The sequence below is a fragment of the Streptomyces sp. SID12488 genome (genome assembly GCF_010548275.1).
Taxonomy (GTDB): Bacteria; Actinomycetota; Actinomycetes; order Streptomycetales; family Streptomycetaceae; genus Streptomyces.
Genome location: NZ_JAAGLT010000038.1, coordinates 60,640 through 79,317 on the forward strand (window position 1 = coordinate 60,640; position 18,678 = coordinate 79,317).

At 67.8% G+C, this 18,678-nt stretch carries 21 protein-coding genes; 3 read left to right on the forward strand and 18 right to left on the reverse strand.

Annotated features, from left to right (window positions below; translation table 11 throughout):
• Position 1 precedes the first annotated feature (1 nt).
• On the reverse strand, positions 2–703 hold the full coding sequence (locus G3I56_RS37690; RefSeq protein ID WP_164417135.1) for a hypothetical protein: 702 nt from the start codon (positions 701–703) through the stop codon (positions 2–4).
• 440 nt (positions 704–1,143) lie between these two features.
• On the opposite strand from G3I56_RS37690, the gene G3I56_RS37695 reads away from it, so the two are divergent.
• The gene (locus G3I56_RS37695; RefSeq protein ID WP_164417137.1) at positions 1,144–1,338 is read left to right on the forward strand and encodes a hypothetical protein; all 195 of its coding nucleotides are present in this window, start codon (positions 1,144–1,146) and stop codon (positions 1,336–1,338) included.
• Positions 1,339–1,589: 251 nt separating this feature from the next.
• Here the strand turns inward: G3I56_RS37695 and G3I56_RS37700 are convergent, their stop codons facing one another.
• The 7 genes from G3I56_RS37700 to G3I56_RS37730 all read right to left on the reverse strand — a co-directional run bounded on the left by G3I56_RS37700 (position 1,590) and on the right by G3I56_RS37730 (position 10,191).
• Positions 1,590–2,936, reverse strand: a complete 1,347-nt coding sequence (locus G3I56_RS37700; RefSeq protein ID WP_164417139.1) for a helix-turn-helix domain-containing protein — start codon at positions 2,934–2,936, stop codon at positions 1,590–1,592.
• 313 nt (positions 2,937–3,249) lie between these two features.
• Positions 3,250–3,423, reverse strand: a complete 174-nt coding sequence (locus tag G3I56_RS37705; protein WP_164417141.1) for a hypothetical protein — start codon at positions 3,421–3,423, stop codon at positions 3,250–3,252.
• Positions 3,407–3,817 carry a hypothetical protein gene (locus G3I56_RS37710; RefSeq protein WP_164417143.1) on the reverse strand — a complete coding sequence of 137 codons (411 nt, stop codon included), beginning with the start codon at positions 3,815–3,817 and terminating at the stop codon, positions 3,407–3,409. The genes G3I56_RS37705 and G3I56_RS37710 overlap by 17 nt, the downstream gene beginning before the upstream one ends.
• 86 nt (positions 3,818–3,903) lie before the next feature.
• Positions 3,904–4,371, reverse strand: coding sequence for a hypothetical protein (locus tag G3I56_RS37715; protein ID WP_164417145.1), 468 nt, complete (start codon positions 4,369–4,371; stop codon positions 3,904–3,906).
• Between the two features lie 19 nt (positions 4,372–4,390).
• Entirely contained in the window at positions 4,391–4,855 is a 465-nt protein-coding gene (locus G3I56_RS37720) for a hypothetical protein (RefSeq protein WP_164417147.1), read from the reverse strand.
• 24 nt (positions 4,856–4,879) lie between these two features.
• Positions 4,880–9,457, reverse strand: a complete 4,578-nt coding sequence (locus tag G3I56_RS37725; RefSeq protein WP_164417149.1) for a DUF6531 domain-containing protein — start codon at positions 9,455–9,457, stop codon at positions 4,880–4,882.
• Between the two features lie 86 nt (positions 9,458–9,543).
• Positions 9,544–10,191, reverse strand: a complete 648-nt coding sequence (locus G3I56_RS37730; RefSeq protein ID WP_164417151.1) for a hypothetical protein — start codon at positions 10,189–10,191, stop codon at positions 9,544–9,546.
• Between the two features lie 107 nt (positions 10,192–10,298).
• Between G3I56_RS37730 and G3I56_RS37735 the strand changes: the two genes are divergently transcribed.
• A complete protein-coding gene (locus G3I56_RS37735; RefSeq protein ID WP_164417153.1) occupies positions 10,299–10,652 on the forward strand; it encodes a hypothetical protein in 354 nt (117 codons plus the stop codon).
• Between the two features lie 67 nt (positions 10,653–10,719).
• Here G3I56_RS37735 and G3I56_RS37740 read toward each other — a convergent pair whose 3' ends face one another.
• From G3I56_RS37740 to G3I56_RS37785, 10 genes are all read right to left on the reverse strand, one after another.
• Entirely contained in the window at positions 10,720–11,196 is a 477-nt protein-coding gene (locus G3I56_RS37740; RefSeq protein ID WP_164417177.1) for a pilus assembly protein TadG-related protein, read from the reverse strand.
• Positions 11,197–11,210: 14 nt separating this feature from the next.
• Positions 11,211–11,648, reverse strand: a complete 438-nt coding sequence (locus tag G3I56_RS37745) for a TadE/TadG family type IV pilus assembly protein (protein ID WP_164417155.1) — start codon at positions 11,646–11,648, stop codon at positions 11,211–11,213.
• Entirely contained in the window at positions 11,648–12,124 is a 477-nt protein-coding gene (locus tag G3I56_RS37750; protein ID WP_239135334.1) for a TadE family protein, read from the reverse strand. The genes G3I56_RS37745 and G3I56_RS37750 overlap by 1 nt, the downstream gene beginning before the upstream one ends.
• Positions 12,125–12,127: 3 nt before the next feature.
• Positions 12,128–12,385 (reverse strand): hypothetical protein, encoded by a 258-nt coding sequence (locus G3I56_RS37755; RefSeq protein WP_164313584.1) that lies wholly within the window; start codon positions 12,383–12,385, stop codon positions 12,128–12,130.
• Between the two features lie 41 nt (positions 12,386–12,426).
• A complete protein-coding gene (locus G3I56_RS37760) occupies positions 12,427–13,350 on the reverse strand; it encodes a type II secretion system F family protein (protein ID WP_164417157.1) in 924 nt (307 codons plus the stop codon).
• Positions 13,347–14,393, reverse strand: a complete 1,047-nt coding sequence (locus tag G3I56_RS37765; protein ID WP_164417181.1) for a type II secretion system F family protein — start codon at positions 14,391–14,393, stop codon at positions 13,347–13,349. The genes G3I56_RS37760 and G3I56_RS37765 overlap by 4 nt, the downstream gene beginning before the upstream one ends.
• Positions 14,394–14,395: 2 nt before the next feature.
• Positions 14,396–15,706, reverse strand: coding sequence for an ATPase, T2SS/T4P/T4SS family (locus tag G3I56_RS37770; RefSeq protein ID WP_164417159.1), 1,311 nt, complete (start codon positions 15,704–15,706; stop codon positions 14,396–14,398).
• Positions 15,703–16,629 carry a hypothetical protein gene (locus G3I56_RS37775; RefSeq protein WP_164417161.1) on the reverse strand — a complete coding sequence of 309 codons (927 nt, stop codon included), beginning with the start codon at positions 16,627–16,629 and terminating at the stop codon, positions 15,703–15,705. The genes G3I56_RS37770 and G3I56_RS37775 overlap by 4 nt, the downstream gene beginning before the upstream one ends.
• A gap of 16 nt (positions 16,630–16,645) precedes the next feature.
• On the reverse strand, positions 16,646–17,380 hold the full coding sequence (locus G3I56_RS37780) for a hypothetical protein (protein ID WP_164417163.1): 735 nt from the start codon (positions 17,378–17,380) through the stop codon (positions 16,646–16,648).
• 395 nt (positions 17,381–17,775) lie between these two features.
• Entirely contained in the window at positions 17,776–18,114 is a 339-nt protein-coding gene (locus G3I56_RS37785) for a hypothetical protein (protein ID WP_203691582.1), read from the reverse strand.
• Here G3I56_RS37785 and G3I56_RS37790 point away from each other — a divergent pair.
• On the forward strand, positions 18,104–18,271 hold the full coding sequence (locus G3I56_RS37790; RefSeq protein ID WP_164417165.1) for a hypothetical protein: 168 nt from the start codon (positions 18,104–18,106) through the stop codon (positions 18,269–18,271). The two genes, G3I56_RS37785 and G3I56_RS37790, sit on opposite strands and share 11 nt — an antisense overlap.
• Positions 18,272–18,678: the final 407 nt, after the last annotated feature.

Sequence of the window (18,678 nt, forward strand, 5' to 3'; positions counted from 1 at the left end):
GTCAGACTCCGGCCGGCACTGCTTCGCGTGCCCCGACCGTGGTCTCGTACAGCTCGCTGAAGTAGTCGCCGATGAGGTCGACGAAGACCGTCAGGTACACCTCGGCCTGCTCGGGTGTGCTGAACTTCTCGACGGCGCGGGAGACCGTGCGGAACATGAGCTCGTCGTGGTCGTGGTCCTCGTCGAAGGCGAGGTGCGCACGGGTGCCGTGCACGTACTCCTTGCCGAACTCCTCCTCGGCCTTCGCGGTGATGACCGGGTTGTAGCGGTCGGAGTACCACTCCACGAACCAGTCCCAGATCGTGGTGGGCGCCGGACCGGACCGGTCGGCCTCCAACCGCAGGTAGCCCATGAGCTTGGCGGTGGAGGGGAAGATCGGAGTGGCGTTGAGCTCCTCGATGGTCAGACCGAACTTCTTCAGGTCCTTGGTGAACATGTTCTCGTGCCCGAACTCCTCGGCGAGGTAGCGGGCGAGCTTGGCGGCGAGGTTGTCGTCCTGGGAACCGACCTTGTAGAGGGCGTAGCTGTCGACCTCGTTGTTCAGGCGGATGCGCAGAACCGTTTCGGTTATGTGCCGAACGTAGTAGTCGCGGTCGATCCACTCCCCGCGGTGCAGCTCGCGGAGCTTGGGCACGCGGTCGAACTGCTTCTCCAGGAGTTCCGCGGCCAGCGTTTCGAGGCGCGCGCGGTCAAGTTTGGACATGGTGAATTGACAACCCTTCTTCACTGGACTTCCGCCGCGTTTCCGCCGGCGTCGTGAGAGGGAGATCAGGCAGAGAGCACCCCTGATTCGAATGTTCTGTGCCTCCCCCGTCTTGCAATCACAGGCACATGAAGCCAGGCATCTTGCCATTGCCGCAGCTTCGCCCCGACAGTACACAGCCCTCAAGCGGCCAGTCAAGGAACTTCTCGACTCAACGAACGGCTCGACAACGATGCCCAAGACGGGCAGCTATGGTCCGTGAACCCTCAAACGTTCTACCAAACTGCAGATCAGAAGCTTGATGAGGAGGCGTCGGTGCGAGCTCTATATGAAATGCCCATGAAGCACCGACAGATCAGTTGACAAGAGATCTTGACTGTACGATTGTCACTGCTGTTCAACGGAGGGCCACGACAGGCCCACATCGGGGGAGGACATACATGAGCAGGACACAGGCGAGACAAGTGACGGCGACTCTCGTCATCACCGTCCTGATGGCGGCCCTGTCGGCCTTCGGCGTCATCCCGGCCACTGCCGGAGTGACGGGCAAGCCGGGTACGACCACCGTCAACGCCCTGCCGGCCGGCCCTGGTCCGTGCTGCAGGATCATCGGCCAGGACGTGTTCCAAGGCTGAGTGCCCCCCACGCCTCACGCCTCACGTCCCACGCCTGTGTCTCACGTCCCGCGCCCCACGCCAGGACGAGATCGGCGTGGGGCGTGGGACGTGGCGGCGTGACAAGCCTGGCGGCATGACAACCCTGGCTGCGGCGCGTGGTCAGCCGCCTGCGCGGACGCAGCGGGTGCGAGTGCCGGTGTGGATGCGGGTGCAGCTATGGGTGCAGGTTGAGGCTGGATCGCCGGCCACGGCGCGAGCCGCCGCGGACTTCAGCGGGACAGTTCGCCGGATTCCCCGGCGTCCGGGTCCGGCAGCGGAGCCGGAGGCCTGACCCGGGCGCAGTCCGCCATCCGGCGGTATGCCTCCAGTGCCCGGTCCGCACCGATGTGACGGGCTTGCAGTTCGGCGACCTGGCGCCACGCCTCGGCGGCCTCGAGCCGGGCCCCCAGCGACTGGAGTTCCTCGGCGGCCGTCCAGCACTCCTCGATCCCGGGAGCGGTCCGGCCGTCCGACACCATCGCCAGGCCGAGCACCCAGCGGGCCCGGCCCGCCTCGACCGCCTTGCGGGTCTCCAGCCTGCCCATGGCGCGCAGCGCGGTGCCGACGGCGTCCGCGGGGCGGCCCGACAGGAGTTCCAGGCGGGCGAGTTCCGTCTCGCAGGCGGCGAGGTCACCGGTGTCCATCACGCGCAGAAGCACCTCGTACGCCTGGTTCAGCAGCGGCCCGGCCTGCTGCAGCTCCGGCGGTTCGGCCCGCAGCAGCAGCCAGGCGTAGGTCAGCCGCAGCCGGGCCAGACTGTGCTCGGAGTCATCCTCGGCCATCAGGGCAAGGGCCTTCTCCACCAAGTCCAGGGCGAGGGTGAGATCGCCGCGGGCCTCGGCCACCAGAGCCGCGTTCCAGTACGCGGAGCCGCGCGCCCGGCGCGAGCCGTTGCGCTCCGCCCGCTCGATCACCCGGGAGACCAGCCGCTGCGCGGTCGCCAGGTCACCGCGACCCCAGTAGCCGGCTACCAGTGTGGAGGCGAGCCGGATCTCGTCGTCGGTGCCCTCAAGGCCCAGCAGGCGCACCTCCTCCAGGGCCTGTTCACCCAGTTCGATGCTCCGGCCGAAGTCGCCGGCCTCGCTGAGGATCCGACATCGCTGCATGAGCAGCGGCAGCAGTCCTCCCGGCAGTTCCTCGCCCCGCCTGGCGGCGTCGATCAGCCGCTCGACCCCTTCCAGCGTCCGATCGGTCTCGCCCAGTGCCTCGTACGCCCGGGTCAGCGCCGAAAGGATCTCCCAGCGCAGCTCATGATCGCTCTCCTGAGACAGCTCGAGCAGCCGGTCCCTGGCCTCGACGGCGGCGCCGTTGGCGAGCGCGAGTTCAGCGAAGCGCAGTCGGAGCCGGCGTTCGTTGAGCTCAGTGCGGTCCCGGCCGGTCAGCAGGTACTCCACGGTCGCGCCCAGGCGTTCGGCCAGCAGCTCGACCACCGGCGGCTCAGGAGTACGGCGGTCGGACTCGATCAACGACACGTAACTGGCGGAGACCGCGCCTCCGGCCAGATCGGTCTGACTCAGGCCCCGCTCGCGCCGCAACGCGCGCAGGCGCTGCCCCAGAGTGCTGGCAGACGTGGTCACCAGAGGCTCCCTTCACCGTCAATGAGGCGTGTTTGGACACACTAGTGGGTCATGTCTTCGAGTCAAATGCGCGTACACCAGGCCCGACACGTGATTCGCCTGTAATGGACGGCTCCGCTGTCCGGAACTCGACCTCCCCCGTGCCGCACATACGTCGCACCACAGCAGGTTCTTCGAGTCTTGCAGGAGGCCGCGGAACTCCTGTGATCCCCGCGGACCACGGGAGCAAGAATGCCGCGGGCACCTCATGGTCACGGAACCGGCCCAACTCGTCGACGATCGCCATGGTCGCGTCACTGAATCGGCAGACCGATCAGATGCCGGTGAGCAGCCGCTCCACGTCACCTCGCCTGCGCGCCAGAAAATCGCCCACCGAGACATCGGCAAGCTCCCAGGTACCGGTGGAGTTCACCGCACCGACCTCCACCACACCCCCGAGCGGCCCGAACACCGCGCGGGCGAGCCTTGCTTCAGAACAGCTCGGCATGGTCTCCCCAATGGAACCCGTAGCTCGCTCGCTCCCTGTCAAAGACAGCCCGCAACCCTCGATCGGGCAGATCAAGTTCCTGCCGGAGCCAGCCGTCCATGGCCAGTGCCGCGACTTCCGACCGGAAATGGGCGAGCGGAAAATCAAGCGAGACGACTCGAACGAGCACTCCTTGGGGATGCTCTGCGGCCAGGTCGGGCGCGTGCACTGCCAGGCCGAAGGAGAGCCAGGCCGCGTCCCGCCAGTTGACGCCCTGGGGCAGCGACAGGTGCACGTGCCCATCAACCCGCAGGAAGAATTCCTCACCGGCGCCAGGAGAAGCGCACTCCGCCGTCAGGTCGGCGGCGAGACCGCCGAAGGGGCTCCGGAAACGGTACTTGAAGGTGCTGCTCATGCTGTCCCGCTGTCTCGAAACTGGATTCTTCAAGAGGCCGACGCCGGTAGACGCCGAACACCCCCACAGCCACCGCCCTCACCCTCTCAGGAGCGGCGTCCACGCAGCGCCCGCCAGGCATCCTCAGCCGCGTACGCGACGGTCAGCCACCAGCTCTCCAGCTTGTTGCGCACAGTCACAAGCACCCACCGCCGTTTGAACCACGGAGGCAGCTTCCGAAAAGGCACGAACCCCAGCGTGTCTCTGATGGGGTGCTCGGCGACGCCGCCAGGCCCCTCGGCGCGCAGGGCCGCGTACAGCTCCGGGGTCAACTTCCCATTGAGCCGAGCCGCGTGACCGGCCGCGGTGAACGCGAACCCCCGCTGGCCGATGTCCGGCAGCCGCATCGCTCTGGCAATCCGGGGCGACGCCTCCTCCAGCGAACAGTGGAACGCCAACCCGATCACGCCCGTACCGAGATGGTTCTCCCGACGCTCGAACGCGGCATCCCACTCGGCGGGGTCATCGAGACCCAGCAGGCCCTCGCCGCGTTCCCAGTCGTACTCGGACGCCATGACCGCCTCTCCTCTTCCGTCAACGACGTCGACGCAGGGCCTTCCAGGCGTCACTGACCGTGTATGTGAACTCCAGCCGCCAGGTCTTCAGCTTGTCCTGCACCTTTGACGCGATCTTTCGCCACTTGAACCACGGTGGCAGATCCCGGAACGGGACGAACGTCAGAGTGTCATCGACAGCGGTCTCGGCGAGGCCGCGATGCCCCACCGCCCGCAGCGCGGAGTACAGCTCTGGCGTCAACTCGCCGTTGAGCCGAGCCACGGTCCCTGCCGCGGTGAACGCGAACCCCCGTTCATCGCGGTCCGGCAACTGCATCGCTCTGACAATCCGAGGCGACGCTTCGTCCAACGAACACTGGAACGCCAAGCCGATCGCCGCTGTACCGAGGTGCTGCTCGCCCCGCTCGAACGCGGCGTCCCATTCCGCGGGGTCGTCGATACCCAACAGGCCTTTGCCGCTTTCCCAGTCCCACTCGGACGCCATGACCGGTCTTCCTTCGTATGCCCGTCACCCATCGCACGGGGGCGGGAGCACCTTCTGCTTCTTCTTGTTGTTGATCATCTTGGCCTTCACCAACGCGGTCAGATCGTTCTCCTTGACCGCACTCGACGGATACGAGGACTGCACGTGGCCATGGTAGATCTCCTTGACGATGTTGCCGTCCTTGTCCAAGATCTTGTGGTGCCGGTCCAGGACCACGATCTCGTTGTTGACATGATCCACACCAACGCGCCGGAATTTGTCCGGGTTGTTCGGGTCACCCAACGGAATGGACCGATCCAACGCAGCCTGGCCATTGCTCGGCGCTCGGCTGACCTCGCCCTTGGCCGAAGAACTGCTGCCTGAACCGTGCTTCGTGTACTCCGAGTCGTCGTAGATACGGACCGGGTCGGTGCTGTCCCCCTCAAGACCGAGCGGGTCACTCCACCGCAACGGGTTGTCCACGTACCCGTGGTGGTTCGGGGACGGGGCCAGGCCGAGCGGGTCGGGTGAGAGGTAGCTCGCTGTGTCCGGGTCGTAGTAGCGGGCCAGGTTGTAGTGCAGGCCCGTCTCCGGGTCGCGGTACTGGCCCGGGAAGGACAGTGGGCACAGGCCGCCATCGGTCTCGGCGGACAGCGGTCGTCCCCACAGGCTGGTGGCCGACCGCCAGGTGATCTCCCCGTCCTCGCCGATCAGTTCGGTCGGTGTGCCGACCAGGTCGGTGACAATCGCGTAGAACTGACGGTCGACCGCGGCCGGGTCGGCGGTGTGCCACCGGCTGCGTACCTGGGCCGCCGCGCGGTGGGTGCCGGGGACCCAGTCCCAGGTGTCTGCCTCCGCCATACCGTCCCGGAGCGACTGCTGCTCCGCGAGATTGGCGCCGTCCCAGGTGAAGAGGATCTCCTCGGCGACCGAACAGTCCTCGTTCAGGCGCGACTTGGCGGTGCGCCGACCGAGCACGTCATAGCGGTAGCGCCACACGCCGTTGTCCGGCGTCTCGGCCTCGGTGAGCCGGTCCTCCGCGTCCCAGGCGTACGTCCAGATCCGGCGAAGTCCCGACAGGGTTCGCCGGATCACACGGACCACGCGCCCCTGGGCGTCGTGCTCGTACGAGCTGCGGCCGACTGAGCCGACCTTCGTCCCGGAGTGCCGTGCCGGACCCTGCGCGTCCTGTCCGCCGGGGGCCGGATGGCTGGCAGCGGTGAGGTTGCCGAGGTCGTCGTAGGCGTAGGTCTCGGTCCAGGTCCGGGCCGAAACGCGGGTGACGCGGCCGGCAGGGTCGAGGTCGAACGTGCGGGCGCCTGCCAGCCGGTCCGTGATCCCCGTCAGGAATCCGTCCGCGCGGTAGGTGTAGGAGCGGGACTGCCGCACGGCCGCGCTGTCGGCTCCGGTGCCCGCCCGGACGACCTGCTCGACGAGGCGGTGCCCCGCGTCCCAGGACTGCGTCAATGTGGCCGCGGCGCCCAGGCCGCGAGCGGTTTCCCGGCCGGCCGCGTCATACGCGAAGGTCAGCTCGCCTCCTGTGGTGACCAGCGAAGCCGGCAGGCCGGCAGAGTTGTACGACCAGTGCGAGGTGGCGCCGGAGGGCGTGGTCCGCCGCACTCGCCTGCCCAGCGGGTCGTATGCGCTGGTGACGGTCCGGCCGTCGACCGTCTCGGCGACGGTCCGGCCGACCACGTCATAGGCATAGGCCACGCTGCCGGCGGGGCTCGCGGCCTCCAGAAGGCGTCCGGCCAGGTCGTAACGCAGCGAGGTGACCATGCCGTCGTTGGTGCGCGAGGCCACCGCCCGGCCTGCGGCGTCACGGGTGACCCGCACGATCTGGCCGGTACCGTTCGTCCGCTCGACCTGGCGTCCTGTGGGGTCGCAGACATAGGTGAGCGTACGGCCCTCGAAGTCCGTTTCGCCGATCAGGCGGCCCGCCGCGTCGTAGCGGTAACTCCACTCGTCGCCGCGTGGGTTGGTCACCGCGGTGAGCCGCAGCTCGGCGTCGTGAGTGAAGAGGTAGCGGGTGCCGTCCGGGTCGGTCCGAGCGCTGGGCAGGTCGAACGCGCCGTACTCGAAGACGGTCGTGAACCCACCCGCGTCGCAGTGCTCGGTGAGGTTGCCCTCCGCGTCGTACGACCAGGACTCCCGCCCGCCGTCGGCGCGTTCCCGCCACAGCAGCAGTCCCTCGGGGTTCCAGCCCTGGCGGACGGTCCCGCCGACCGGGTCGTCGATCCGCACGACACGGCCGTACGCGTCCCTGTGCACGGTGGCGACACTTCCTCGCGGATCCACGACCCGTACCGGAAGGCCGGTCCCGTCGGTGTCGAAGCGGAAGGTGTTGCCGAGCGCGTCGGTCTGGGTGATCCGGTGCCCGTGTTCGTCGTACGTGTACGAACTCACCGCGCCCAGCGGATCGGTGCTGCTGAGCAGGTTGCCCCTGTCGTCGTACGCACACTCCCAACGCGCCCCGTCGGGCTCCGTGATGGCGATGGGCCGGCCGTCGGCGTCGTACTCCACCTGGATGCTGGTGCCGTCGGGACGGTCCATGCGGACCGGGTCGCCGTGCTCGCCGAGCGTGAAGCGGGTCGTGTGGCCCAGTTCGTCGGTGCGGGAGAGCATCCGCCCGTAGCGGTCCCACTCGGAGTAAGTGGTGTGGCCGAGCGGGTCGGTCACGGCCGCCAGTTGGTGGAGGTCGTTGTAGCGGTACGTCGTCGTGTCGCCGAGTGCGTCGGTGTAACGCGTCTCGCGGTTCTCGCTGTCGTACTCGACAGCACAGGTGAGGCTGCCGTCGTCGCCCTCACCGGCGGTGCAGCGGTCCAGGGCGTCGTAGGTGAAACGGTAGGAGTAGCCGTTGCGGTCGGTCCATGACGTGATGCGTGCGCGGGCGTCGTACGTGAGTTTCCGGGGCGGCCCACTGGATTTGTGGATCTCGGTGAGGTTGCCGTCGGAGTCGTGGCCGAAGCTCCTGGCGACGGTGCCGTCGGGACCGGCCTGCGGGTTGTGGACCCGGAGTCGGGTGACGCGACCGTTGTTGTCGGTGTCGACGTACACGCGGCGGCCTGCCGAATCCCGTACGGCGACCGGCGTGCCGTCGTCGTCACGGTCGAAGTCGATACGGAGGCCGTTGCGGTCGGTCATCGCGGTGATGGGGAGGGTGAACGTCTCGCCGGCCGACGTCGGGGTCCTGCACGCGGCGAAGTGGCGCGTGATGCCGGTGTCCGGGTCGGTGATCCTGACGGGGGCACCTGGGGCGCCGTCCCAGTCCAGCGGCCGGCGCGGGCCCTCCAGCGGCAGGACCGAGGTGCCCGGTGTGGGCACCGGGTAGAAGAGGAGCATGCCGTCCTCGGTGGCGAAGACGGCCCCCTCGTCGTCCAGTTCCAGGCGTTCGTCCAGGGTGGAGGCCCAGGACGGGCCGAAGGAACGGCCGTACGAGTAGGAGGAGAGGTGGGTGCGGCGCAGCACCACCGGAAGCAGTCCCGGCAGGTCGACGTCGGTCTCCTCCATGAGCATGTCGCCGGAGATCATGTCGATGGGATCGCCGTTCTTACAGCGGCCCTTGGTGGGCTTGGCGTGCGCTACGGCGTCGTCGGCTTCCTTGCGCAGACCCTTTTTCCCCAGGCCCTTGGCCATGGCCTTGAGGCCGCCCTTGCCCAGGACCTTCATGCCCTTGGCGAGGCCGCCGAGGGTGGTCAGCCCTTTCATCCCCGGAATGCAGTCCAGCGCGGCAAGTCCCACATCCCATAGAGACGCCTGGCCCTTGGAATACTTGTAGAGCGTGTCAGCGAGGACGACGAGGGCCGCGATCAGCACGATCGCACCGAGAATCGGCCCCCCGATGATCATCGCCACAACCCCGACCACCGCGACGACGATCTTGCAGACCGCGACGATGGTGTCCCAGTTGTCGACGAACCAGTCCCCGACGTCCTCCCACCAACTCCGGTTCTGGATACCGGCGTCCGACGCCTCGTCGATCCTCCGCTTCGCCTCGCCCGCCGCGTCCTCACGCATCTTCCGCGCGTCCTCGGCCATCTTCTTCGCCGCGTCCAGGGCGGATTGCGCGCCGTCCACATCCGACTGGGCGCTGCTCTGGGCCGACTTGGCATGTTGCGCGTCGCGGGTGGCGGCCCGGACCTTCGCCTCGTCCGGCTTCTCCGCGGCCTTACTGCCCGTCGGATCGTCCTTGTACTTGTCGGACTCCTTCGTCGCCCGCGTCATCCACGAATCGGCCGACGACAGACGGGACTTGGCCGACGACAGATCCGCCTGCGCCGCCCGCCCCTTCACCAGCGCCCTGTCCGCCAGCGCCTGCGCCCGCTCCAACTTCGGCCAGTAATCCACCAGCGCGTCACCGCACAGGTCGTACGACTTCTTCAGCTTCTTCAGATTCTTCGGTACGTCCGAGAACTCGTCCTGGAACACCTCAGCGGTCTTCCCCGCCCACTCCAGCGTCTCGTTCTCCGACGCCATCCCCTTGATCAACCGCAACCCGTCCGCGACATCATCCGCGAACTCATGCAACGTACGAGCCAGTTGACGCACACGGTCCGGATCACCCGGCGTCGGGTCCTTGTCCAGGTCCAGCACATGCCAGTCAGCCGGCCGGTACCCCGCCATCCCGCAACCCCCGTCACAGACACGCCATCAACAACCGTGTGCACACGTGAACCTACAAGGAACGGTCGTTCGATGTGAAGCAGCTGCTATTCGGCGAACCGGAACGTCGAAGTAACCGCGTCGAAGATGTCGAAGAACGACTCCGCGAGGTCCAGCACCTGGCTGCTGCCCGCCACCAGCGCCACCTTGCCCTCCTGACCCGGCACCGGGATGAACGTCTGCATCAGCACAGCCCGGATGGTGCGGCCGAGTTCGTCGCCCGGTACGGCGATGTCCTCGACGCCGTACGTACGCGCCGCCGGTCCGACACCGGGGATGTCGACGGTCGTGACCTTGCGCCAGGAGTCGCCCTCCTTCTTCGCCTCCTTGACCGCCAACTGGGCCGCGATGACGGCCGGGTCGGTGGAGAGCGGCTCCCCGTCCGCCTTACGGCCGCCGACCATCGAGACCGTCACCGAGCCGGTGATCGGGGTGTCGCCGCCGAAGCTCTCCGCCATGCAACCGCAGTACAGCGCGCCCGACTTCCACGCGTCCGCCGCCGCCTTCCGCAGGAACGCGGTGTACGTGTCGCGGTACGGGGCCAGCTCCGTTCGCTGTCGAACCCGTTCGTCGACCATGCGCCGGATGGAGTCGTCGCGTGACTCGGGGCGCACGTCGAACTCCCACCACGACTCGGGCACCTTGATCCGGAACCCACCTCGCTCGACCGTCTGCGCTTCGCTGTAGCGAGCCATGTCCTCACTCCACCCCGTTCACTCGATCTCCCGTGCCGGCATCGTTCCGTTGTACGGTGCCGGTCAGACGTCGGTCAGACTACGAGGCGCTCCTGGGGGACTCACACATGGGCAAGGGCAAGTCCGACCTCACGCTCCCGCTGAGCGAACTCGAGGACTACGGCAGCCGGCTGCGTTCCATCAAGACCCGGCTGAACCACACCAAGAAGCTCTTCGAGTCCTACAAGGACGACATCGGCGACGGCAGCGTGAACCACGCGCTGGAGGACTTCGAGTCCAACTGGGAGGACGGCCGCGAGGACATCACCCAGCAGCTCGACGCCCTCGCCGACATGTCCGACGCCGTCGTACGCGAGTTCAAGAAGCTGGACGACGAACTCGCCAAGCAGGTCAACGAGAAGATGACGACCAAGGACACCAGGAACGGCGGCGGCAAGGGCAACAGCGGCGGCGCCCAGTAAGGAGCTGGAGAGGAACTGGCGCGGAACTGGAGAGGAGTTGGACAAGTGAGCTGAGGGACACGCCCCTTCACCCCACCTCGTTCTCCGCCACCGCCTCGCCCCGTACCGTCACGTCCCCGCCGTAGAACAGCCCCGTGAACACCGGCGAGTACGTCAACTGCACTTGGACCTGTACCTCGTTGGCGTTCGCCGTGACGCAGTGGGACGCGCCCGTGTCCGCGGCGGACATGCCCATCTCCTGGGCGAAGGCCTTCACGCGCGCGTCGCAGTTCTGGAAGTTGATCGGGGCGCCGCCCGCCGCGTTGCGGTAGAGGGCGTCGAGGTCGATGTCCTGGGCCGCGTAACGCGCAGCCTGTTCCGCGATGTCCGCCGCCCGTTCCCGCTTCGAGATGGACATGCCGCCGTCGATCACGAAGGCGGAGAGGGAGAGGAAGAGGACAGCGAAGATGATCACCGCGCCTGCGCCTGAGCCCCGGTCGTCGAGGCGGGCCCACCGATGCTCGGACCAGTCACGAACGGACCAGTCCCGTACGGCAGAGGGCACCCTCGTTCTCAGCGTCACACCGTCCTCCGGAACGGGTCCAGCGGTGAGCTGAAGCTCGCCGTCAGCGTCGTCGGGATGTCCAGGCCGAGCATCGCCAGGCCTCGCACCTCGCAACTGACCTCGACCGAGAAGATGGTGTCGGGCTCGAAGCCCGCGCTGGTCTGGGTCACGGTGACCGGGCCCGAGCAGATGTCCGTGAGGTCGGCCTCGGCCGCCTTCCTCGCCTCCGCCATCGCCGTCACGTGATCCTTCTGGATCGACCCGGCCCGGGCCGCGTCCCGCGCCGCACCGTCAAGTGCCCCGCGCCCGTCGACCAGTTGCCCGAAGGCCACCAGCACCAGGATGAACATCATCATCACCGGCGCGAGGATCACCACCTCGATGGTGGACAGGCCGCGGTCGCCCAGTTCACGCCGGTCCCGCAAGCGCCGCAGGGAAGAGAAGTAACCCATCAGTTCCCCGCATCCCGCACGAACCGCTCCACCGGGCCCACCGACTGTGCGTGCACGGTGATATCGAACCCGGGGAACACCGTGGGCACCCGAGCCGTGATCTCCACGCCCACCGTGTTCTGCTCCGGCTGGAGCATCGTCACCTTCGGCGACAGCACCAGGCTCGGACCCAACTGCTGGATGTAGCTGTCCACCACGTCCTGCGCCTCGCCCCGCCACGCGCCCGGCTGATCGTGCGCCATGGCACGGGCCTTGCGGGCGCCTGCCTGGGCCGCCGCCTGGGCCACGTGGTCCGCGAAGAAGTAGAGCGCGAACTGCACCGTCGCGAAGATCATGAAGAAGAGTACGGGCGTCAGCAGCACGAACTCGATCGCGGTCATGCCGGAGTCGCCGCGGGCGGAGGCGGCCTCCACCCGACGGCGCAGCCATACCGCGGCTCTGTTCTCCCGGCGGTTCCCGGACATCGACGTGGTCATGGATTACTTCTTGCAGGTACTGCTCTGTGTCGCGCCCGCGATGCAGTCCTTGACGTTGTTCGCACCCGTTTCCAGCGCCGCGTTGATGATCGCAGCGACCACGCCGACGATCGCCACGACGACCGCCGAGATGATGACCCACTCGACCGCGGACGCGCCGCGGTCGAGTTCGCCGGAACGGGCGCGCTGCACCCGGCCCTGCAGGAAGGTGACCAGGAAGTCCATTGCCGGGATCCCGGTGCTGAAGTTCCGTCCGTTCATGGTGAGTTGTCCTCTCGAATTCAAGCGGTAGGGAATGAACGTCAGACCTGGAACACGCGCATGGCCGCAGGGAAGATCAGGAACACCAGGAACCCGGCGCACAACAGCAGCTGCGCCACGAGCATCGACTGCGACTTCTCGCCCGCGCTGCCCTCGATCTCCGCCAGTTCCCGGTGCCGCATCGTCTCGGCACGTGAGGCGAGCGAGTCGCGCACCTTCGCGCCGTCGTCCGCGACCAGCGCCAACGAGGTCGAAAGGTCCTTGAGTTCCTCGACGCCCAGTTCCTCGCCCAGCGAACCGAGCGCCTGCCACTGGCTGGTGCCGGTGATACGGGCGTCGTTCAGCGCGTTGCGGATGCGCTGTGTCGCCCAGCCGTCGGAGATGTCCGCCGCCGCCATCAGCGCCTCGGGCAGACCCCGGCCGCCGGCCAGGCTCATCGACACCAGGTCGAGATACGCCCCGATCACCCGGCGCAGGTCACGCCGTTTGTCGGCCGCGTCCCGCCGTACCTCCAGGTCGGGCAGGAAGAAGAAGACCAGCGCGAAGAGCAGCGCCATCCAGACCGGGATGGCCGGGCTCTTGCCGATGCCCAGCGTCCAGACGATGACGAAGAGGAACGGGCCGAAGAACAGTCCGGCCGCCCCCAGCAGCACCTTCGTCGCGAGGAAGTTCTCCCAACTCCGGTCCAGGACTGCCAGGTCGGCCCGCAGCGAGCGCTGCTCCCAGCCCTGCTGGAAGTAGAAGTCCGAGACGCGGACGCCCACTTGGGCCCGGAACGAGCCGATCCGTCCCGCGTCCTGGGCGCGATGGGCCGACTCGTACGCCGTTCCCCGCGCCCGCATCGCGTCGACGCGCGCGACCTGCGAGACGGCACTCCGCTTCGACGGCATCAACGCCCGTACGAGGACGTAGATGCCGAGGCCCAGAACGGCGCCGACCAGCACGGGCATGGTCAGGTCGTTCATCGACGTACCCCCTCTTCAGCACCAGGACCAGGACCGGCCCCGTACGGCGGCTGTCCTTGCGCTCCTGGTTTCGGCGTCTGGGGTGGCCGTACGAACTGGACCGACGACTGGTCCCGTACCAGGAAGCGTTCGGGTGTCTCGATGCTCGACAGCTTGCGCAGCCACCAGAAGCCGAGCGCGAACAGGCCGCAGACACCGGCGAGCACGACCTGTCCGATCGGCGTTCCGTACGGTTCGACGAACTCGCGGTTGAAGATGGCGAGTCCGAGGACGAATCCGACCGACACCACGACAACGATCTGCACTGAGCGACGAGTTGACGACCGTTGCGCCATGACCCGGTTCCGCATGTCGACCTCCTCGCGCGCCGACTTCGCGAGCGCGCCCAGGACTTGACGCAGACCCGGGCCGCGCAGCCGCGAGTTGAGGATGAGCGCCGCGACGATGATGTCGGCGGACGCGTCGTTGATCTCGTCGGCGAGCTGCTGGAGCGCCTCGGGGAGCGGGGTGCGGGAGCGGAGCCGGTCGACCATCGCGTCCAGGTGCGGACGCAGTACCGGGGCTGCCGCGCGCGCCGACGCCGGGATCGCCTGCTCCAGACCGACCGCACCGGCGATCGTGTCGCGCAGCGACTCCGTCCAGGAGGCGAGGGCCTCCACGCGCCGCATTCCGGCCCGTTCCTCCGCCGCACCACCGAAGAGGCGGTCCCAGAAGAAGACGAGGACGCCGGCCGCGATACCGGCCACCGCCCACCGGGTGAGCAGCAGCACGGCGAGTCCGACCAGGGCGGCGAGCGAGCCGCGCTGCCCCGCGAACCGGATGAGTTCGTTGGCGCGCTCGGTGGCCTTCTGCTTCTCGTGCTCCGGCTTGACCGGCAGCCCGCGGATCGCGACCGCGAGCAGCGCGAGCCCACCGCCGACGGCGATGCCGGCCCCGAGCGAGTACAGGACGTCGATGGAGAACAGTCCGCCCATGGAGCCGAGCGAGCCGACGGCCGCCGAGTACGAGTCCCCGTACGCATAGGCATTGTTGTACGTCGTCATGGTCACCCCCAGTTCCCGCCGGGCAACCGGTACCCGTGCGCGACCAGATCGTCGAGGCAGGAGAGGGGCGCGTGCGGCACGACGCGGCCGTCCGGGGTCTCGGCGAAGACCTCGCTGGACAGCACTCGGCCGTCCACCCCGTTGACCTCGCGGACCGACGTCACCATGCGCTGGAGCCGGCCGCCCGTCTGGTAGTTGTTGCGCCGCTGGATGAAGACGACGAAGTTCACGGCGCCCGCGACCAGCATCTGGCTGGCCTCGATGGGCAGCCGCTCCTTCGCCTGGAGCGCGTACGTGGAAATACGGTTGAAGACCTCGTGCGAGCTGTTGGCGTGGATCGTGGAGAGCGAGCCGTCGTTGCCCTGTGACATCGCGTTGAGCATCGTCACGATCTCGTCGCCGAGCACCTCACCGACGATGACGCGCGAGGGGTTCATACGCAGCGACCGCCGCACCAGCTCGGCCATCGAAATCATGCCCAGCCCCTCGGAGTTGGGCAGCCGCTCCTCGAACGCCACGACGTTGGGGTGGAGTTCGGGGAACTGGTCGAGGCCCAGCTCCAGCGCACGCTCGACGGTGATGAGGCGCTCGTGCGGCGGGATCTCGTTGGCGAGGGCCCGAAGCAGCGTCGTCTTACCGGCGTTGGTGGCGCCCGCGATCATGATGTTCTTCCGGGCGCGCACGGCACAGGCCATGAAGTGCGCGACTTCAGGCGCCACGGTCCCGTTCCCGACCAGGTCGGAGATGAAGACCTTGCCCATGCGCGCACGACGGATCGAGAGCGCGGGACGCCGGGTCACATCCATCACGGCGGACAGTCGGGACCCGTCAGGCAGCCGCAGGTCGAGCTGCGGATTGGCGGAGTCGAAAGGCCGGGAGGAGAGCCCGGAGTAGGCGCCGAGCACCTGGATCAGCTCGATGAGCTCCTCGTCGGACTCGGCAACCGGGTCACCGGCGACCTCACGCCCGTCCGAATACCCGACGAAGACCTGGTCGTACCCGTTGATGTCGATGTTCTCGACGTCGGCGTTGTCGAGCAGCGGCTGAAGCCGCCCGACGCCGAACAGCGCGGCGTGCACGGCAGCCGCGTACTGCTCCTCGGTCTCGGCATCCAGCGGCGTACGCCCGGCGTTGATCTCCGTCCGGGCGTGGTCCTCAAGGATCTGGGCGATGACGGCCCGCGCGTACTGCCGCTCGTCCTCACCGGACATCGGCGTGACGTTGGAGGCCTGGTCGAGCCGACGCTGCTCGGAGATCCGGTCACCGGCTTCCTGCCGGAACCGCTTGACCAGCGAGTGGTCGACAGCGGTCATCGGCCGGCTCCGGCATGGCCGGGTTGACCACCGGCGTGACCGGGCTGCTGACCGACGTGACCGGGCTGGCCATGCGTCGGAGGCTGCTGCCCCAGACCCTGACCCTGCACCTGGCTGGGTACGGTCCATGCGGCGCCGTACTGCTGGTACAGGTCCGAAGTCACCTTGCGGGCCGACCGGATGAGCATCGACTTGTCGAGCCGCCCGCGCTTGCGCCCGGCCAACTGCTCGGCCCCGGCCGGGTCTTCGGCGAGAGTGCCGACGACGCGTGCACCCGTCTGCGCGTGTACGAGCATGTCGTTGACCTGGTTGACCAGCTTGCCCGAGTTGTTCGGATCGGCGATGAGGACGACCCCGATGAGGGGTGTGGCGAGACTGGCGGCGCCGCGCGGACCGCCGTGCAGCTTGGTGGAGAGAGCGGCGGCACGGTCGCGCACGCGCGCGATGGCTTCCGGTTCGGTCCGGGAGATGAGCAACACGAGGGCGGCATGCGGGAACAGTTCGACGACAGGGGTGTCCCCGCTGATGCGTCCGCAGTCGGCGATCACGTCGGCGGGCGCGTTCGGGGAGTCACCGAGCTGCGCGAAGGCGCTGCCGAGGGTGGGCCAGAGTCCGGCGAGCCCGGCGGCCTGTTCGGCGATGCCGAGCCCGACGAGCACTTCGAGCCCACCGCTCAACGGCTGTACGTGGTCCCAGAGTTGATCGGGGACAAGCCCGCGCCGGGCGGTCGCGGCAATGGACAGCATGCCGGTGTTGGGGTTGAGCATCCCGCCGTGCGCGGCGGCACTGCGGTAGACGAGGTCACCGCCGGCCGGGTCGGTCTCGGCGAGCAGGGCCCGCCGAGGCCAGACCGCGGCGAGCGCGACGGCCGCGGTGGTCACGCCGGGGGAACCCTTGTCGGCGGCAAGAACGATGAGCGCCATGGTTCTGGGGCCGCCTTCAGCTGCTGGGGATGAGCACGAGAGCCACTTGGCCGGCGGCAGCGGCCTGCGCCAGCTCGGCGGCCTTGGTGCTGTCGACGGTGAGAGTGACAGGCAGGTTGGTGCTGGTCACCACGTCACTACTGTCACTGGTTCCCTGCAGGAAACTGACCTTCGCCTTGTCCACGATCAGGCTGGTGCCGGCGCCGGACGAGGAGGAGCCGCTCGAACCAGTGCTGGAGCCGGTGCCGGTGCCTGTGGTCCCGCCGACGCGGTAGGCGGCGACGAGGTCCCCCTGCTTGAGGTTGTTCGGGTACTGACCCGCCTTGAGGGAAAGCCCGACGGTGGCCTGCCCGGCGCCGATGCCCGTCTCGGCGGTGAACATCTCGCCCACGGCAACGACGCCCTTGGGGATGGCGCTGACGGCCTTCAACTTCATCAGCCCGTCCAACTGGCTCCATGGGACGTAGTGGATGCTGTCGTCGGCCGCGACCAGGACGGACGCCGTGTTCGCCTTGGTGACAGACCCTCCGGCCGGAATGTCACCGATCACCTTGACGACCTCGATCCGGTCCCCCGCCCGCAGCACCAGCGTCGTCGCGCCCAGTGCACCGAGCAGAATCAGCAGCACCGCAAGAGCGGCGAGAGCCGGTTTACGCTCGCGAGGCGGCGTCGGGAGCCGCTCACCGGACATCGGCTGAGCGGGCACAGAGGAACGACCGCCGCCCGCACCCGTACGCTCTTGGATCTTCACGCAACAGCTCCCCGTACACCCAAGAAAAATTCTGCCAATTTACGTGCTAAATAGGACACTTCACTCGCGGCATGCGCGATGTATGCGATACGCCCTTGCTGGACGTTCCGCCCGATCCGGCCAATTAGCCAGCGCTGGAGTGGGTGTCAAGCCATGGCACCGTATCAGCCGCACATAAGCCCCTCAAGGCGCGTTCTGGATCGTGAACAGCCCGGGGCACAACGTTATTCACGTGCAACTTCGGCCGTACGGTTCCCCGTTGGACAAAGCGATGCGGATACGACACCTGCTGTGCACGCGCGAATTCGTTGCTGACCGGACACCCACAGGCCGGACAACCCGCGCCACCGCCCCGCCCTTCACCACGGGTCTGCCATGAGGCCTGCACGATTCGCTCACGCGACGAGGGAGGGAGCGATTACGCCGTACGAGGGACATCCGTTACTGACGTGTGCGCCCTCCCACAGCGCTCCCTCGAAGAGCCCCAGGACCTCGTCCAGGCTCATCTCACGCCACCCCTGCACTGCCGACCGCACACTCGCCCGTTCTCCCAACAGTTCTCCCAACCGCTCTCCCGACACGAACCAGCCGCCGTCCCACCCCACTCGCCAGACCTTGCCCAAGCGGTTCTCGAACTCCACGAATCCGCCCGCGGAGTCGGCCAACTCGGAAATCTCCTGACGGACGATCCACGGGTACGTCAGTGCGCGCCCGGGGTTGTTGTTGAAGACCATTGCCCAGGCCCGCCGTATGCCGTACTGCGAGACCGGCGCGGACGTACGCCTGACCTTCACCGACGAGTCCTGGGTACGCCTTTCCCTCGGCCACCAGAACAACGCCGAACGCTTCTGCGCCCTCCTGGCCCTCCCCTCCGCGAACAACAACTCCTGACACTGCAGGGCTGGTTGACAGTCGATCCACCCCGCGCGACGGTGAGACCTTCGCCGTGCCCGGAGTACCCGAAGTGCCAGGAGCACCCGGAGGTTCGCCCATGGCTCAGCCCGCAACCTCGCACCCTGCCGCCGCTGCGAAAACTGCCGCCGGCCTCGTAGACCGCATACGGACACTCCGACCGCTCATCCGCGAACACGCACCCCGCACGGAACAGGAACGGCGGGTGACGCCCGAGGTGGTCGCGGCCCTGACGGACGCAGGCCTCTACCGCATGAACGTCCTACCTTTCAAGAGTGGTTGCTCTGGTCATTCGTAAGATCGGAGGACCCAGGGGCTCTGGGTATGGCTGTCATGGGCGAGACCACTCGATGGCTTAAGGGACTTGGCCACCTGGAGCCCCGCGA

Bases quoted from the DNA above. Each gene is read 5' to 3' on its own strand.
- G3I56_RS37690 (WP_164417135.1), bottom strand. From the start codon at position 703: ATGTCCAAACTTGACCGCGCGCGCCTCGAAACGCTGGCCGCGGAACTC.
- G3I56_RS37695 (WP_164417137.1), top strand. From the start codon at position 1,144: ATGAGCAGGACACAGGCGAGACAAGTGACGGCGACTCTCGTCATCACC.
- G3I56_RS37705 (WP_164417141.1), bottom strand. From the start codon at position 3,423: ATGCCGAGCTGTTCTGAAGCAAGGCTCGCCCGCGCGGTGTTCGGGCCG.
- G3I56_RS37710 (WP_164417143.1), bottom strand. From the start codon at position 3,817: ATGAGCAGCACCTTCAAGTACCGTTTCCGGAGCCCCTTCGGCGGTCTC.
- G3I56_RS37715 (WP_164417145.1), bottom strand. From the start codon at position 4,371: ATGGCGTCCGAGTACGACTGGGAACGCGGCGAGGGCCTGCTGGGTCTC.
- G3I56_RS37720 (WP_164417147.1), bottom strand. From the start codon at position 4,855: ATGGCGTCCGAGTGGGACTGGGAAAGCGGCAAAGGCCTGTTGGGTATC.
- G3I56_RS37725 (WP_164417149.1), bottom strand. From the start codon at position 9,457: ATGGCGGGGTACCGGCCGGCTGACTGGCATGTGCTGGACCTGGACAAG.
- G3I56_RS37730 (WP_164417151.1), bottom strand. From the start codon at position 10,191: ATGGCTCGCTACAGCGAAGCGCAGACGGTCGAGCGAGGTGGGTTCCGG.
- G3I56_RS37735 (WP_164417153.1), top strand. From the start codon at position 10,299: ATGGGCAAGGGCAAGTCCGACCTCACGCTCCCGCTGAGCGAACTCGAG.
- G3I56_RS37745 (WP_164417155.1), bottom strand. From the start codon at position 11,648: ATGGGTTACTTCTCTTCCCTGCGGCGCTTGCGGGACCGGCGTGAACTG.
- G3I56_RS37750 (WP_239135334.1), bottom strand. From the start codon at position 12,124: ATGACCACGTCGATGTCCGGGAACCGCCGGGAGAACAGAGCCGCGGTA.
- G3I56_RS37755 (WP_164313584.1), bottom strand. From the start codon at position 12,385: ATGAACGGACGGAACTTCAGCACCGGGATCCCGGCAATGGACTTCCTG.
- G3I56_RS37760 (WP_164417157.1), bottom strand. From the start codon at position 13,350: ATGAACGACCTGACCATGCCCGTGCTGGTCGGCGCCGTTCTGGGCCTC.
- G3I56_RS37765 (WP_164417181.1), bottom strand. From the start codon at position 14,393: ATGACGACGTACAACAATGCCTATGCGTACGGGGACTCGTACTCGGCG.
- G3I56_RS37770 (WP_164417159.1), bottom strand. From the start codon at position 15,706: ATGACCGCTGTCGACCACTCGCTGGTCAAGCGGTTCCGGCAGGAAGCC.
- G3I56_RS37775 (WP_164417161.1), bottom strand. From the start codon at position 16,629: ATGGCGCTCATCGTTCTTGCCGCCGACAAGGGTTCCCCCGGCGTGACC.
- G3I56_RS37785 (WP_203691582.1), bottom strand. From the start codon at position 18,114: ATGGTCTTCAACAACAACCCCGGGCGCGCACTGACGTACCCGTGGATC.